17 protein-coding genes are annotated in these 15,679 nt (G+C 49.5%); 12 read left to right on the forward strand and 5 right to left on the reverse strand.

Translation table 11 applies throughout. From position 1 onward, the window contains the following. Positions 1 to 133 precede the first annotated feature (133 nt). The 4 genes from KJB05_RS19595 to flgA all read right to left on the reverse strand — a co-directional run bounded on the left by KJB05_RS19595 (position 134) and on the right by flgA (position 2,535). Positions 134 to 811 carry a lytic transglycosylase domain-containing protein gene (locus tag KJB05_RS19595; RefSeq protein WP_208444054.1) on the reverse strand — a complete coding sequence of 226 codons (678 nt, stop codon included), beginning with the start codon at positions 809 to 811 and terminating at the stop codon, positions 134 to 136. A gap of 46 nt (positions 812 to 857) precedes the next feature. After that, the gene (flgN, locus tag KJB05_RS19600; protein ID WP_009705036.1) at positions 858 to 1,295 is read right to left on the reverse strand and encodes a flagellar export chaperone FlgN; all 438 of its coding nucleotides are present in this window, start codon (positions 1,293 to 1,295) and stop codon (positions 858 to 860) included. A gap of 22 nt (positions 1,296 to 1,317) precedes the next feature. Beyond that, positions 1,318 to 1,599, reverse strand: a complete 282-nt coding sequence (gene flgM, locus KJB05_RS19605) for a flagellar biosynthesis anti-sigma factor FlgM (protein ID WP_027726655.1) — start codon at positions 1,597 to 1,599, stop codon at positions 1,318 to 1,320. A gap of 138 nt (positions 1,600 to 1,737) precedes the next feature. Further along, entirely contained in the window at positions 1,738 to 2,535 is a 798-nt protein-coding gene (flgA, locus tag KJB05_RS19610) for a flagellar basal body P-ring formation chaperone FlgA (protein WP_208443988.1), read from the reverse strand. 78 nt (positions 2,536 to 2,613) lie between these two features. On the opposite strand from flgA, the gene flgB reads away from it, so the two are divergent. The 12 genes from flgB to KJB05_RS19670 are packed head-to-tail and all read left to right on the forward strand — an operon-like array spanning position 2,614 to position 12,616. Further along, the gene (gene flgB, locus KJB05_RS19615) at positions 2,614 to 2,976 is read left to right on the forward strand and encodes a flagellar basal body rod protein FlgB (RefSeq protein ID WP_005432433.1); all 363 of its coding nucleotides are present in this window, start codon (positions 2,614 to 2,616) and stop codon (positions 2,974 to 2,976) included. A gap of 2 nt (positions 2,977 to 2,978) precedes the next feature. Further along, positions 2,979 to 3,413, forward strand: coding sequence for a flagellar basal body rod protein FlgC (flgC, locus tag KJB05_RS19620; RefSeq protein WP_005432431.1), 435 nt, complete (start codon positions 2,979 to 2,981; stop codon positions 3,411 to 3,413). After that, complete coding sequence (gene flgD, locus KJB05_RS19625; RefSeq protein WP_208443987.1) at positions 3,413 to 4,099, forward strand: flagellar hook assembly protein FlgD; 687 nt, start codon at positions 3,413 to 3,415, stop codon at positions 4,097 to 4,099. Before flgC ends, flgD begins: the two co-directional genes overlap by 1 nt. Positions 4,100 to 4,125: 26 nt before the next feature. After that, positions 4,126 to 5,325 carry a flagellar hook protein FlgE gene (gene flgE / locus KJB05_RS19630; protein WP_005432427.1) on the forward strand — a complete coding sequence of 400 codons (1,200 nt, stop codon included), beginning with the start codon at positions 4,126 to 4,128 and terminating at the stop codon, positions 5,323 to 5,325. 12 nt (positions 5,326 to 5,337) lie between these two features. After that, complete coding sequence (gene flgF, locus KJB05_RS19635) at positions 5,338 to 6,069, forward strand: flagellar basal-body rod protein FlgF (RefSeq protein ID WP_005432425.1); 732 nt, start codon at positions 5,338 to 5,340, stop codon at positions 6,067 to 6,069. 39 nt (positions 6,070 to 6,108) lie between these two features. Next, complete coding sequence (flgG, locus tag KJB05_RS19640; protein ID WP_005432423.1) at positions 6,109 to 6,894, forward strand: flagellar basal-body rod protein FlgG; 786 nt, start codon at positions 6,109 to 6,111, stop codon at positions 6,892 to 6,894. A 32-nt stretch (positions 6,895 to 6,926) separates the two neighbouring features. Beyond that, positions 6,927 to 7,598: a flagellar basal body L-ring protein FlgH gene (gene flgH / locus KJB05_RS19645; RefSeq protein ID WP_005435900.1), complete on the forward strand. Its 672-nt coding sequence runs from the start codon at positions 6,927 to 6,929 to the stop codon at positions 7,596 to 7,598. Then, positions 7,598 to 8,719 (forward strand): flagellar basal body P-ring protein FlgI, encoded by a 1,122-nt coding sequence (locus tag KJB05_RS19650; RefSeq protein ID WP_208444053.1) that lies wholly within the window; start codon positions 7,598 to 7,600, stop codon positions 8,717 to 8,719. The genes flgH and KJB05_RS19650 overlap by 1 nt, the downstream gene beginning before the upstream one ends. Positions 8,720 to 8,729: 10 nt before the next feature. Continuing rightward, positions 8,730 to 9,278 (forward strand): rod-binding protein, encoded by a 549-nt coding sequence (locus tag KJB05_RS19655; protein ID WP_208443986.1) that lies wholly within the window; start codon positions 8,730 to 8,732, stop codon positions 9,276 to 9,278. Then, the gene (flgK, locus tag KJB05_RS19660; RefSeq protein WP_208443985.1) at positions 9,279 to 10,652 is read left to right on the forward strand and encodes a flagellar hook-associated protein FlgK; all 1,374 of its coding nucleotides are present in this window, start codon (positions 9,279 to 9,281) and stop codon (positions 10,650 to 10,652) included. It begins immediately after the preceding gene. A gap of 12 nt (positions 10,653 to 10,664) precedes the next feature. Beyond that, positions 10,665 to 11,564, forward strand: coding sequence for a flagellar hook-associated protein FlgL (flgL, locus tag KJB05_RS19665; RefSeq protein ID WP_005432410.1), 900 nt, complete (start codon positions 10,665 to 10,667; stop codon positions 11,562 to 11,564). Between the two features lie 11 nt (positions 11,565 to 11,575). Continuing rightward, entirely contained in the window at positions 11,576 to 12,616 is a 1,041-nt protein-coding gene (locus tag KJB05_RS19670; RefSeq protein WP_208443984.1) for a flagellin, read from the forward strand. A 275-nt stretch (positions 12,617 to 12,891) separates the two neighbouring features. Here the strand turns inward: KJB05_RS19670 and KJB05_RS19675 are convergent, their stop codons facing one another. Further along, entirely contained in the window at positions 12,892 to 15,621 is a 2,730-nt protein-coding gene (locus KJB05_RS19675; RefSeq protein ID WP_208443983.1) for a DUF2339 domain-containing protein, read from the reverse strand. Between the last annotated feature and the right edge of the window lie 58 nt (positions 15,622 to 15,679).

Genomic DNA, 15,679 nt, shown 5'->3' on the forward strand with positions numbered 1-15,679 from the left:
TTTCTTATCTTTGAGATACATTACCGTAACTTTTATGCACGCGTTTGCATCGAGATCACGAGTTTGTAAATTGGCAGAACAGGATCTTGTAATTTTACGTGCTTCTGACATTGGTGGAATTTAGTGAGAGTGTTCACAATTCCACGAGTGGAGGCAATCGACTAAGGTCTATAAGCGGTTCGGCGTAGATGGAGGATTGGTTTGCAAACAAAAGTAATGGTTGGAAAGAATCGGTTCTCAATTTCTGTATATTCACCAAACGTTCCAACGCGTAAAAGCGATTGACGTATTGCTGAGTCTCTTTCGGCAAAGTAAGTGCCGTGAAATCTTGGCTGCCTGCTTTTTTGATGGCACGTGCAACGCGACCTTCACCTGCGTTGTAAGCGGCCAGAGTGAGCGCAATATCTTGATCAAACTTGTTATAAAGAAATTCTAAATATCTTATGGCGGCTTGAGTGCTGGCTTTGGTATCAAAGCGCTCGTCTTGCTTATCGCTCACTTGCAAGCCAAAGCGCGTCGCTGTAGCAGGAATCAGTTGCCATAAACCGGCGGCATTGGCGTGTGAGACTGCTTTCGGGTTGTAGGATGATTCCAGCATGGGCACTAACACCAAGTTGGCGGGCAAAGACTTTTGCTTAAGCTGTTTGAAAATATGATCGAGAAGCGGGCTAACGGAATCGAGACGTTGGCTAATTTGCGTTTGATATGGCGCGAGCACTTGATATTGCTGGTCGATAGTGGCTTTATGCGGCTTGGCCATCGTCATTGGAGACAAGCACATTGCGCACAAAACAAAAAAGCCCACAGCAATCGACCGGGATGGCGGTAGACTCTGCAAGCAAGGCGAGAATCGTTGTTTAGAACGAACGCTCTTCATAAGTGTGTTGCACAGGTTGTTTGAGTTGACTGACTAACTCTTGGAACGCTGCAGAGCTTTGGCCATTGCTCTGATTGTCCTGTTGGCATTGTTTCACCAAGGATTCCAACAGCGTCCATTGTTTTCTCGCTTGCGTACCAATCTTGGCGGGCAAGGCATTGAAAATACGATTTACACTGGTCTCATTACAAGGCAATCCGAGCTTACGCATTAACTGGCTTCTTTCGCTTGCAGAGCGACCAAGCTGATTCAAAATCGGCATTTGTTTTTGAATGTTCTCGCTTAGCGCCTCACCATCGAACTTCAAATACAGTGCTTTTTGCTGTTGAATCAGCCCAAGCAATTGCTGGTAGAGTTTGATGTCTTCGGAAATAGAACGAACAAACTGCTGAATATGCTGTGATGCCGCCGTTGCCATGCATGACTCCTAATGCGCTGCGTTACTCGTGACCGGTGTGAAATTGCATTACTGCTTTGGATAATGCTTTGGTATCTAGATTCAGTTCACCACGTGCCAACGCATTGCGAATTTGCTCAACCTTTGCCATGTCTACGTCTGGCAGGGATTTCATTTCTGCTTGAGCGCGATCGATCGCAGCTGTGTTCGCTTGAAATGCTGGCTCGTTAATTTTGCTCTGTGCAATGGTGTCGACTGGCTTTTTACTCGCCTGCTGGAATTTAGTTTGTGGGACATGACCGCCCGCGACTTTGTCGATTTTCATGCTGTTGTCCTCAATCATCATGTTCTAAATCGAATAGGCGACTAGGGTGTGATGAACATTAAATATTTATTTTTTGTACTCGAAGTTCACCTGCCCTGACGAGTGTCTAAACCGAAAAATGATAACCTGAGTCCAAAATCAAAACTGGGTATGCACCTGATTGAGCCCCGTTACGACAGCGCGTATCACCTTGCCAGAACTGATGTTTTCTACCTCAATTTGCTGACCTTTCTTACCTTGTTCTAAAGCGACTCCCTTAGTGCTGGCACTAAATCCATCTTTGCTGGCGATGATGATCACTTCGTTGCCTTTCTCGATCAATGGCGGCGAACTTAAGTTGGTTGGGTCAATGATTTGGCCTGCGCGAATGCGGCGAGTGGCCTCAAGGCCAATGGCTTGGTTTGTTTTCGTGTAGAAATCGTCTTGGCGTGAAATCGTGCGTGTTTCTGATTTTAAGTTTGAGGCTGAGAGGGTTTCGTTGCGGTCAATTGTGCTGGTGGCAACAAGCACAGGAAGCGTCACCGCCGATTTGATTGTGACATTAATGCGCCATGGAGAGCTCACCGTTTCACAACTGACAGCACGTTTTAAATTGCCAAGAGGCAACGGGCGATTATCGCGTCCTGTGATTGCCAAAGGGGCGTCACAAACCGGTAGATGATTGGCAGAGCCTGGCACCCAAATTTGATAATTGAGTTGGTATTTTCCCCATTGGTGTGAGCGTGCTACTTGCGCCACTTCTTGCTCAAACTGCTCGCCGACAATGGCTTTTAACTCGTCTGCGGTTAGGTTTTTCTCATTCGCTAAAGCATTGACTGAGCTTGCACTCAAAGCCAAACCGCAAAGCAGCATGATTGAGGAAAATCGACCTTTCCCCTTGGTTTGAATGGTTTCCGTAAACCGGAAGCGAGGCTTCCTTTCTTGTTTGTAATTCATTGATATATATAACTAAATTTTATGGCATGCATCTTGTTTTGATCTTGGCGTATTCGAGCCGACTTTAAGGAAAGATGCATGGCGATCACATTCGAAAATGCGTTAGGTGTACATCCAGAGGCACTCAATTTTCGCGTTCAGCGTACCAAAGTCCTCGCCAGTAACCTAGCAAATGTTGATACCCCTGGGTACTTGGCAAAGGACCTAAGTTTCACCACCGTGATGAACCAAATGTCAGCGGGCAGTGTGAACAAACCGGTGCCGAAGTTTCAGGTTGAGGCGCAATATTCGGTGCCTTACCAAAACAGCAAAGACGGCAACACTGTGGAACTGGGCGTTGAACAAGCCAAGTTCACGCAAAACAACATGGACTTTCAAACCAGCCTGACGTTTCTCAACATGAAATTCAGTGGCTTGGCGAAAGTGATTGAGGGACGTTAAACATGTCATTTACTGATATCTATTCGATCACTGGCTCGGCGATGACGGCGCAAACCGTTCGCCTGAACACGGTAGCCAGTAACCTTGCCAACGCCGATGCGGTGTCTGCCAATCCGGATGATGCCTACAAAGCACTCAAACCTGTGTTCGCCACTGTGTATCAAAAAACGCAGATGGCGACGGAAAACGGTGTCTATCCGAATGCGGAAGTGCGCATTGTAGATGTGGTGCAAAACGCGGGTCAGGCAGAAAAACGCTTCGAACCTAACAACCCGTTAGCGAACGACGAAGGCTACGTGTACTACCCAGACATTGATGTGGTGTCAGAGATGGCCGACATGATGTCCGCAACGCGCAGCTTTGAAACTAACGTGGAAGTGCTGACGAATGTGAAAAGCATGCAGCAAGGTCTGCTTCGACTAGGGCAGGGTAATTAATGAGTCTCGCACAATACACCGCGCTCTCTTCTGACGCACCAGTCGCAACTACCGCTAGTGGTGATACTGGCGGCATTTCAGCGAACCCATCGGATATGAACAGCGCAACGTCACTGCAAAACGAGTTTATCTCGCTCATGGTGGCGCAAATTCAAAACCAAGATCCACTGAACCCGCTTGATGGTACTGAGTATGTCAGCCAGCTAGCGCAATTTTCGCAAGTTCAAAGTACAGAAAACATGTCGATGCTGATGCAAAACAGCATGATATTGCTCGACAACATGCAGGTGCTCTCAACGGCAGGTTTGGTTGGTCAAACCGTGTACGTCTCTTCAAACGAGTTTGAACTTGGTGAAGGCGTGCAAAGTGGCAAGGTCGAGCTAGAACACGGTTCGAACCAAGTGACGTTAGTCGTCAAAGATGAGTTCGGCCAATCAACCAAAGTGCCTTTAGGTGCACACGGTGCGGGTGACGTTGAGTTCTCGATCAATCCAGAAGAGCTTGGTTTGAAACCGGGTAAATACACCGTTGCGGTGGAAGTTCAAGAAGGGCAAAAGAGCCCAAATGTTTTGCTGGCAGGCACGGTTGAGCAGGTACGTATTCCTAGCTCAGGTGGCGCAGCACTGGTCAATGTTCAAGGCGTTGGCAACGTTCCTTTCTATCAAATCACTCAGTTTGGTGCTTAACCAAATAAGGAAATCAGAGGTTATTTATGAGTTTTAACATCGCACTTAGTGGTCTGGACGCGACTAACACAGAGTTAAACACCATCAGCCACAACATTGCCAACGCATCAACGTACGGCTTTAAAGGTGGCCGCACAGAATTTGCAGCGGTTTACAACGGCATGCAACCGGGCGGCGTAGAAGTGGCGTCGATTTCTCAGAACTTCGATAAGAATGGTTCGGTGACAGGCACAGGCCGTGCAATGGACTTGGCGATCAACGGCAGCGGCTTCTTCGTGACGAAAGATCACATGGGGCAGATGCTTTACACTCGCGCAGGTGTGTTTGGCACTGATAAGAACAACTTTGTGACCGCAAATAATGGTGCCAAGCTGCAAGGTTACAGCGTAGACAACAATGCGAACCTTCAAACTGGCTCTGTTGGCGACATCAAAGTATCTACTTCTTCACTTAACGCAAAAGCGACCGACAATCTGGACTTTGTGGCGAACTTCGACGCAAGCGCAACGGCAGTCGATCAAGCGGTTTACCCATTCGATTCTTCCGATCCAAACTCATTCAACTCTTCTTACACCACTAAGGTGTACGACTCACTTGGCAACTCGCACACGGTAACTCAGTACTTCACGAAGACATCAGATAACGAATGGCAAGTGAACGTGGAAGTCGACGGTGCACCAACGACGCCAGCAACGGCTCAAACGGTTCAATTCAATACTGACGGCACGCTAGCTTCTCCAACAGGTTCTTTCAACGTTGCATTTCCAGCTGCGGGCGCAAACGCAATGAGCATTGATATCAGCTTGAACGGCAGCACTCAGTTTGGCGCTGCGTTTGGCGTGAGCACCAACAACCCTAACGGTTACACCTCTGGTGAGCTTGCGGGCGTTCGAGTGGAAGACAACGGCATGGTTTACGCGACTTACACCAATGGTCAGTCTCAGCTGCAGGGTCAGGTTGTGCTTGCGGATTTTGCTAACACGCAAGGTCTATCGAAAGTGAGCGGCACGGCTTGGACACAAAGCTTCAGCTCAGGCGCGCCAATCATGGGTGTTCCGGGTACAGGCACATTGGGTGACTTAACACCGGGTGCGCTAGAAGGCTCTAACGTTGACTTAACCAGCGAGCTGGTTGCGCTTATGACGGCGCAGCGTAACTACCAAGCGAACGCGAAAACCATTTCGACCAATGACAAGCTGACTCAAGCTCTGTTCAACGCGGTGTAATGGGAGAGTCGCATGGATAGCTTGTTATTTACTGCCACGTCGGGTGCGAGTCGAGTTCTTAAGGCTCAGCACGTACGTTCGAACAACTTATCGAACGCTGACACCGCAGGTTTCCGTGCAGATATGGAACGCGTTCGCAGCGTTGAGCTACAAGGAGCGGGCTTTGATGGTCGCACCATGGTGGTGACCAACTCAGCTGCAACGCGTTTTGATTCTGGCGACATCATGAAAACCGGTCGTCCTCTCGATGTGGCGATCATGGGCGAGGGCTACCTCACCGTTGAAACGCCAATTGGCAATGAAGCTTACACCAGAGCGGGCAACATCAAAGTCGATACCTTTGGTGCAATGAGCATCAATGGCTTCCCTGTTGTCGGTGAAAACGGCCCAATCGTTGTGCCTGATTTTCAGAAGATTGAAATCAGTGAACGTGGCCGCGTTTCTGTGATTCCTCCGGGTGGTGGTGCAGAAGTGGAAGTGGGCACCTTGAAGATGGTGAAACCAGCAATCAACCAACTACAGAAAGAGAGCGACAGCTTGCTACACAGCGTAGATGGTGTGCCTTTCCCAGCGGATGAAACCGTGCAGCTTTCTCCAGAGCACATTGAGGGCAGTAACGTGTCTGCCATTGATGAGTTGCTGAGCGTGATGTCGCTGACGCGTAACTTCGAAATGCAAGTTCGCATGATGAAAACCGCAGAAACCTTGGCGCAAGCCGGAAACAAATTGATGGCGGCGAGATAACCCTCTCACCAAGAGATTCTCGTCCAAAGGAGATAACCAATGCATTCAGCATTATGGGTAAGTAAAACGGGCATGGCAGCTCAAGATACCAAAATGACTGCCATCTCTAACAACCTAGCGAACGTTAACACGGTCGGCTTTAAGCGTGACCGCGTGGTGTTTGAAGACTTGTTTTACAGCATTCAGCGTCAGCCGGGCGCGCAAGTCGACCAAGTGAATGAACTGCCAAGCGGTGTTCAGCTTGGTTCTGGTGTTCGCGTAGTTGGTACGCAGAAAGTCTTCACTCAAGGCAACACGCAAAACACCACTCAAGAGTTGGATCTAGCGGTGATGGGGCAAGGGTTCTTCCAAATCGAAAACTCTGACGGCCAGATCATGTACACGCGTAATGGTCAGTTCCACATCAACTCAGAGGGTTTGATGGTCAACAGCCAAGGTTTGCCACTAGAGCCACAAATTCAAATCCCAGACAACGCGATTTCGTTCTCTGTGGGTGTGGATGGCACGGTAACAACCACATCGGCTGACGATCCAACACCGCAGCAGTTGGGTCAAATCACACTGGCGAAGTTCATCAACCCAGCCGGTCTAGAAGCCGTTGGCGGTAACTTGTTCCGTGAGACAGAAGCAAGTGGTCCTGCAGATGAGTTAATTGCGGGCGAAGATGGTGCGGGCAGCATCAAACAGGGCGCTTTAGAAGGCTCAAACGTGCAGGTAGTGGAAGAGATGGTCGACATGATCACCACTCAACGCGCGTACGAGATGAACGCCAAAGTGGTTTCTGCCGCAGACGACATGCTGAAGTTTGTCGCGCAATCGATGTAAGTAAGAAATTGGTGATGATGAAGGAAAAAGCAATGAAATGGCTTTCGAAGAGTTGGGCAGTTGCCGTCGTGTTGCTGGTGGGATGTGCAGGACGTCAGGAGTTTATTCCACCTGAGCCAAACACAGAGGAATACGCGCCGCCAGTGCTGGATTACACTTTGCCAGAAGCCAAATCCGGCAGCCTTTATCGTCACCAATACACTATGACGTTATTCCAAGACCGCCGCGCTTACCGAGTGGGTGATGTCTTGACTGTGCAGCTTTCTGAAGAGACCGAGTCCAGTAAGAAAGCGGGCACCCAGTTTGGTAAAAGCTCTACCGTTGACTTTGCTACGCCAACTATTGGCACCAAAACCATTGATGAGTTAGGCGTGAGTATTGATGGCAGCCGTAACTTCGATGGCAGTGCATCTAGCTCGCAAGGCAACAAGTTACAAGGGGCGATCACCGTAACGGTGCATGAGGTACTGCCAAATGGTGTACTTCGCATTAGCGGTGAAAAGTGGCTCCGACTCAACCAAGGCGACGAGTTTATTCGCCTAACAGGTATTGTGCGTGTTGATGATATCAACCGCAGCAACCAAGTGTCTTCTCAACGTATTGCGGATGCTCGCATTACCTACGCTGGTCGTGGCGCATTAGCCGACAGCAACGCAGCCGGATGGCTGACTCAGTTCTTCAACAGCCCATGGGTACCATTCTAATGAAGCCAATCAAAGCATTCTTTACTTCTTTCCTATTGGCTCTGACCTTGGGACTTCCTGCCACTTCACAAGCCGAAGTGGAAATTCCGATCATGGACTTGGTGGATGTGCAGGGCATCCGAGAGAACCAATTGGTCGGTTACGGTTTAGTGGTGGGCTTGGCCGGTCAAGGCGACCGTAACCAAGTGAAATTCACTGCTCAATCGATTACCAACATGCTGCGCCAATTTGGTGTTCAGATTGACGACAGCATGAACCCGAAATTACGTAACGTGGCGTCAGTGAGCGTTACCGCATCCGTTGACCCAATGGCGGGTCCTGGTCAAACCTTGGACGTAGTGGTTTCCTCTATCGGTGATGCGAAAAGTTTGCGCGGCGGTACGTTACTGCTTACGCCGTTGCGCGGTATCGATGGTGAAGTGTATGCCATTGCTCAAGGTAGCGTGGTTGTTGGCGGTTTGTCAGCCGAAGGCAGAAGCGGCTCTAAAGTAGAAGTAAACACACCAACCGCAGGTCGCATTCCAAACGGGGCAACGCTAGAGCGAGAAATCGAAACCGACTTTAACCAGCGCGATGAAATTACTCTGAATTTGCGTAAACCAAGCTTCACAACGGCGAAGAACATCGCCCGTGAAATCAACAATACCTTTGGTCCAAACGTGGCTAAAGCCATCAACAAAGCGCGTGTAGAAATGCGTGCACCAATGGACACCCAACAGCGTGTCACCATGATGTCGATGTTGGAAGAAATGAGCGTAGAAGAAGGCCGTAAACCAGCTCGAATCGTCTTCAACTCACGTACGGGTACGGTGGTGATTGGTAAGAACGTTAAGGTTGGTGAAGCGGCAGTAAGCCACGGCAACTTGACTGTTCGAATCTCCGAATCTCAACAAGTAAGCCAACCGAACGCGTTTGCTGATGGTGAAACCAAAGTCGTGGATCAAACCCAAATCGAAGTAAACGAAGAGCAAGCGCAAATGGTGATTTGGCCTCCGGGTACGGAACTGAACACCATCGTCAACGCCGTAAACAGCTTAGGCGCAACGCCAACGGATCTGATGTCGATTCTGCAAGCATTGAACGAAGCAGGCGCGCTGAATGCTGAGCTTGTGGTGATTTAAGGAGTTAGCGATGAAGTTAGATACGAGCGGCGATCAAGCTCAACTCAATACCATGCTGTATCACGACAACAGCGCCCTAGCGAGCATCAAGCAAAGCCGCGATCAAGAAGGCGCTCTTGAAGTGGTTGCGGGTCAATTTGAGGCGATGTTCCTACAAATGGTGCTACGCCAAATGCGCAGCAGCAGTGATGTATTGGCCGACAAAGACAGCCCGTTTGCTAGCCAACAACAAGGCGTGTTTCGGGATATGTACGATGGACAATTGGCGATGGAGTTGGCGAAAAAACAGAACTCCGGTATCGCCAATATGCTGATCCAGCAACTTAACCCTTCAATGCGAGAAGTGGCGTTCGACCAATCACGTAATGTTTCTCCGGCGAACGATGGAAAAGTGGTCAGCCTTGAACGCACGTCACAACTTGAAAACGATGAAATCGCGATGAAGACCGATGCAGTTAATCCCACGCTGCAAGCGGTCGCCTCTGTTAAACAAGTGCTCGGTGAAGCCGGAATGACGACCGCGTTTACTCAGCCGCTGATCAGGAAAATGGAGCTGTAAATGAACCTTGTTAATATCGCCCTTTCAGGCTTAAACGCGAACCGTGTAGCGTTGGATGTGACCGCGCAAAACGTGGCAAACATCAACACGCCCGGATACAGCCGCCAACAAGCGCTAACCGCGTCTGTTGGTGACGGTAAGTACAACAAGCTCAGCCCAGGCATGGGTGTTGAAGTGACGAGCATTCGCCGTGTCACAGACCAGTTCTTGGTGAAGCAAACGTGGTCCACCAACAGTTTAGCGGCGTATTCGGCAGGTTATACCACCGCTATGAGCCAGCTTGAGAACACGCTTGGCGCGGATGGATTCAGTGTTTCTGCGGGGTTAGATTCCCTCAATGCTGCGCTGAATGATGCCACGGTAAAACCAGAATCAATCCCATACCGTCAGCAAATTATTAATGAATCAGAAGCGTTGGCGCGTCGTTTCAATACGTTAACTGAGTCACTTCATAATCAACATAAAGACACGAGTGACCAGCGCACTGCGGCGTTGAACCATGCCAATAGCTTGATGGCGAACATTGCGGATGTGAACAAGCAGATTGTTGAAATGCAAGGTACGGGCGGTAACCCAGCACAGTTGATGGACACTCGCGATGTGCTGATTGGTGAGCTTTCTCAAATCGTTGAAATCAAAACTACCGACCAACCAGACGGAAGCATGCAGGTGACACTCGCTTCTGGTCAGCCTTTGGTAATGGGTTCGGATTATGGTCAGCTGACAGCGAAGCCAGATCCAAGCGACCCATATCTTGCGGATTTGAGTGTCGATTTCGCCTCGCAAAGCTTTGTCATTGACCACTCGGTAGGCGGTAAGTTGGGTGCGATTAACGATTATCAAACCGATGTGCTTAAGCCAAACCAAGTCGCTTTGGATGACATGGCAAAAGCATTGGCGGATGAATACAACGCTGTGCTGGCTACAGGGCAAGATCTCAACGGCAATCCGGGCAAGCCATTGTTTAGCTACGATCCAGCAAACCCAGCAGCGAGCCTCACCATTACTGATATCAGTGCGGAAGAATTAGCGTTCTCCAGCGATGGCACTCCGGGTAATGCAGATGTGTTGAATGACCTAATTCAACTGAGCAATAAGCCGGTTTCAGTCACTGGCTATGGCTCTCTGAGCTTAAACGATGCGTTCACCGCAATGGTTGGTGAAACGGCGATCAAAGCACGCCAAGCAGAAGCGGATTATGAAGCTAAAGCGGCAATGAACAAACAAGCGCATGCCGCGCGCGACAACATCAGTGCGGTGAACAGCGATGAAGAAGCGGCGAATCTTATGACATTCGCTAATGCACACAACGCCAACATGAAAGTCATTAGCACCGCTAACCAGCTTTTCGACTCTGTATTGCAGTTATTCTAAAAGGAACCCGAGATGCGAATCAGTGACAGTCAATTTAGCCAAATGATGCTGCAAAGCCTGCAAACCAACAACGCAGGTTTGGGGCATGTTCTTCAACAAATGGCCACGGGTGACCGACTAACCAAGCTTTCTGACGATCCTATGGCGTCGATAAAGCTGCTGAACCTTGAACGTGAAAACAGCGCGATCGGCCAGTACCAGAGTAATATCGCCAATCTGAAAACCACACTTTCTGCTCAAGAAACCCATTTGGATTCGGTCAACGAGAGCTTGAAGAGTGTGCGTGATTTGGTGCTTTGGGGCGCGAACGGCACATTAACCGATGAAGACCGTAGCGGCATGATCATTGAGCTTAAAAGCTACCGTGATTCGATAGAATCTTCGTTCAACGCGCAAGATGAAGAAGGCCACTACTTGTTTTCTGGTACTCAGACGGACACGCCGGCAGTGAGCAATGCTGGTGGTGCGTACCAAGTTGATGGCAACAGCGATAAGCGCGTGGTCACCGTCGCAAAGGGCGTGACCATGGATTCCAATATGACGGCGAAAGAGATTCTGGAGCTTGGTGGCGGCGATAATGTTTTGAACCAAATCGACGCTTTGATTGCAGAATTTGAGAACCCGAGTCCGAATTTTCAAGCGGAAGTAGACGCTAGCTTATCTGCCATTGATGATACCTTGGCGAACGTACTGGGAGCGATGACAGAAATTGGTGGTCGCCATAACAACCTCGACCTAATGGACAGTGCACACGGCGAAAACAAGTTGTTCGTTGATAAGGTGACCAGTGACTTATCGGCATTGGATTACGGTGAGGCATCAGTACGTTTGAGCAACTACATGGCGGCGTTACAAGCAACGCAAGCTAGCTACGTGAAGATCAACGATCTCAACCTGTTTGATCGTATTTAAGGAAGTTTTGTATGGTGATGAGCACAGTAGAGGTAAGACCCCATAGCATACGCTTAGGTGGGCAAGAACAAGCCTCTATCATGCCAACCCGCTCAGCGGATTCGAGCAGTGCGATTAAGCCGCGTCCTACGCAAGTTCAGGCTGACACCGCGTCAGCCTATTCCGTTTCTGGCATTCAGCTTACTCAAGGCCAGCAACAAGCAACCGCGGTGCAAATCGCCTCTAAATCGTTGCAAGTGATTGGTAAAGAGCTGACTCAAATCAAGCGAGGTTTGACCCAAGCTGTCAATCAAGGCGTGCAGAACGTTCCCGGTTTGCAAGAAGGGCTAGTACGTTCTAAAGCGTCGATTCAACAAGTGGTTGAACAGGCGCGCTTTGACGGGCAGAAAGTGATTGATAACGAACTGCGCCTCAAACTGGATAAAGCGGATATTCGCCGTTTCTCCATTCCCGGTTTGAACGTGCATCGTTTGAGTGAGAAAGCCGAGCAAATCCGTTTAGACTTTCCGCAAGGTCAATCGGTGATGATCCAATTTGATGGTCAAGCCGATGGTGCGCGCACTGTGAAAATGCTCGACCGCAGTTTGATTGCGATGGGCATGCGCGCGTCACTGGCAGAAGACGGCACCATTTTGTTTGAAGCGCGTGATACGGCATATCAACAAATGCAGCAAAAGGTGCTAGTGACGGGCGAAGGTCATCGTTTTCCTGCAGGGCAAGCGAATGTTCTGAACCTAAAAGCAGAACCGGATGGCATCGCTGAGTTGAGCTTTGATTTAGGCTCTCGTGATGGCATCAAGCAAACCATCGCCAAAGTGAATCAGCACATAAGACAAGTGCAAACCAGCTTGGAAGAAGCCAAAGCGTTTCACGGTGAGTTGAACTCACAAATGCGCACTGTGCAGAGCCAACCCAAGCAGTTAAGTGCTGCTGATGTGAATGCGAAACTCGATGGCTTTATGGCCACTTCCGGTCAGTTTAGCTCGACATTCCAAGCGCTGAATGCACAAGCGAATGTTCGTCGTCATACGGTTGTGGCGCTGTTGAAATAGCGCTTTGAGAACACTCCAAGATTCCCTTCTCAATTCACCAGTGGTTGCGTAACCCAGAATAGAGTTGGGAATCACCTTTCTGGTTCGCGATTAAAAGAGAGATTCCAGACACTTCGTTCCTCAGTTCTGGAATGACGATCTTTGGATATTGAGTTCTATGAACTTCGTCAGTCACGCATTCCGCCTTAGAATTCGTCAACCGCTCAATACTCTTCTGGGTCATTCTCGAGAGCGACGAAGGAGCGACGTCGGGAATCTTTTTCTAAGTTCAAACTCTATTCCACGTGCTCGACAGGCTCTGCGACCGAGCGGTGGAGTTTTTGGAATAACCATCCTAACCCAATCAGTGATGCACCTAGGCCCAAGAAGCTGATCGCACGCCAGAAGCCATCTAATGAGCGGACATCCCACAAGAACACTTTGAGCGCGACGCACGCCAACACGGCTAAGCCAATACGTTGAATCGTCATCGCTTTGCGTGTTGCGCCAACCCAAGTCAGTAAGCCGCCGACAATCAAACCAGCAATCGAGTAAGTAAACAGCTCTGCCATGCCGGTCGGCTGAGCGAGCGTCATAGAGATAGGTTGCCAGAACTGGCGAATCGACATACCTAGCCAAATGGTGGCCAAGATTAGGCCAAAGCTGACGACCACAGGGCGAGCGATCTGCAATGTGTTCCAACGTTTGTAAGTGGTTACTAGCAAGACAATTGCAGGCAGTAACCAGCCAAGAGACAGCATGTTGAACACAGGCATGGATTCAGCGGAAACATTATTGACCATCAACGGTGATTCAAGGCTATTGAGCAACATCATCAGCACAACAAAAGCGCCCCAAAGTAGATAGCTGTATGCTTGATAGACGCGTTCTAGCTGCTGCGTAAACTGGCTGCGATAGCTGTAAACCAACCCCATCACTAATGCTTGGTTAGCAAACACAATCGCCGAAGTGAAATCGATGTAGCCTAGGTAACCGTATTGCCCTGTGAGCCAGTAGTTGGTTTGGGTGAACACCGCCATCAAGAAGACGTGTAAGAACGCCCCTTCAAACCAATTGGCGAGTTCTGTATCTGAGCGATGTAACACAGTGCGAGCGTAAGCAAGAATCGCCAACGACGGCAGGTAACTGATCAGCACCCAAGCCCAGTGTCCCGCATTGACAGGCTGCCACTCTGGAATAAACGGTAATAGCGTCAGACGTACGACTAAGATGCCCATTGCGACTTTGACTGCCCAACTCGCTGGGCGGAAAACATTGGCTTGAGTCTGTAACGCCATAACCGCCACTTGAATCGAAATAGCTGTCGTGAGCCATGTGTCATTCAGCCAAACAAAAGCCGTTCCGGCAATGATGGCATGCATGATGGCGGAACATTCCAGTGCCAGCGCTTTGAACCTTTGTCCAAGTAAGGCGTAGTAAACCGCAATCACGGCGGTGAAGAGCGTCCAACCTAGAACATGACCGCTCATGAACTCGTAGGTGTAGAGCAGGGTAATCAAAGTCATTGCAGGGGCGAGTACAAGGAAGAGGATGCCTGTTAGTTGAGAGCGGTCACCTGCCAATGTCTGGAATAATGCTCTCAGTGAAATCAACACAATACTAATGCTGAGCGCGAGCAGTACTGGCGTTTGTCCTTCAGCCATGTAGATAGATTCAAGCGCAACAGAAAGCAGCATGATCGCGGTAGAAGGCACCAATATCGATGGTAAATAGACTCTTAATGACCAACCTTTACGAATGGCGGGTAGCCAAATCATGGCAGTAAAGAAGGCATAGAAGTAAATCATCTCTGCGGTATCAACGCGAGACATGCGAGCTAATGCCGACAGCACTAATAATGTCATCGCGAGAGCAATACCTGTCGGTGGATGTGTCCATCTGCCTTGGCAATGACGGTAACGCGGTTTGAGCATCCAACCCATTCTTGGTACCGCAAACAGCAGGTACAAACTCAGAGAAAGGAAGATCGCAAGCCACAAGAAAAGTTGCTCTATCGGCATGCTCTCAATCAGCAACAGCATCCACAAAATATGCGGCACGGTAATCGATGGTGAAATCCAAGCGTGTCTGATCTTTTGCATCAGTAGCGTTGCGGCAACTGAAATTGCAGTGATGTAGCCAGCGAGTAAGTAATAGTTAGGCTCTGCACCGCCAATCCAAAGTGGTGCTGAATAACCACCGATTAAACCAAGTACGGCCATCAAAGGCCCTTGTCGTAGAGAAAGCGCTAAGCTCGAAAATGCCGCGACCGCCAAAATCACCAGCGATGCACCTGGCGATAAGAGCTGATAGAAGACAAACGCAAAGATCACCGTGCAGTAGATGCCAGTTAACCCTGTTCCGGTAATGGCGGCAGGAACATAAGTAAAGCCTTTGGCTCGTCCTGCTCGGTCTGGGGATTTCTGCTCGCGGCGATGGAACCATTCACCTGCTATCACGGTAGCAAGAGAGATAGAGAATGCGATGGTCACGCGCATGATTGGTGAGAACTCAATGTGACTGCCAATCACTTGTACAAGGTAACCACCACCAATCAACATGGCGAGCGCGCCAACCCAAACCAACCAGTTTTCTTGGATGTTGGTCAGCAGTTTATTGGCTTGTTTCTCAAATACGGATTCACTGCTTTGCGCCAGACCACCGATGTGCACTTCATCGAGTGACGGGAGGCTCGGCTCGACAATTGGCGGTGGTACTTCTTTGGCAGCTAGAGGCGCAGAGGTAGGCTCTGAAACCAATGTTGGCTCTGGACCTGATTTAAGCGTTGGAGCACTAGGTTGTGCGGGTTGTTCTGGCGACGCCTGTTGTGGTTGAGAAGCGTGTTGCTCGGGTTCTGGAGTGGGCGGTGTATGTCTCTCAAACCAACGCGCGCGCAGTTCTGCCAGTTCTTTATGAAGCTGAGACACTTCGTCTTCGAGCCTCGATATTCGACCGACTGCTTTCAATGTGATGAGTAAGGCGCAAACCGCCAAGATAACCGCCAATGAGATAAACAACTGCTGCACTCCCTGTCCTTGTTTCAGAATCCTTAACTTTGAGCAACTTAGCTAAGCTTAGTTCACT

Origin of the sequence: Vibrio sp. B1ASS3, assembly GCF_905175355.1 — a bacterium.
GTDB lineage: Bacteria > Pseudomonadota > Gammaproteobacteria > Enterobacterales > Vibrionaceae > Vibrio > Vibrio owensii.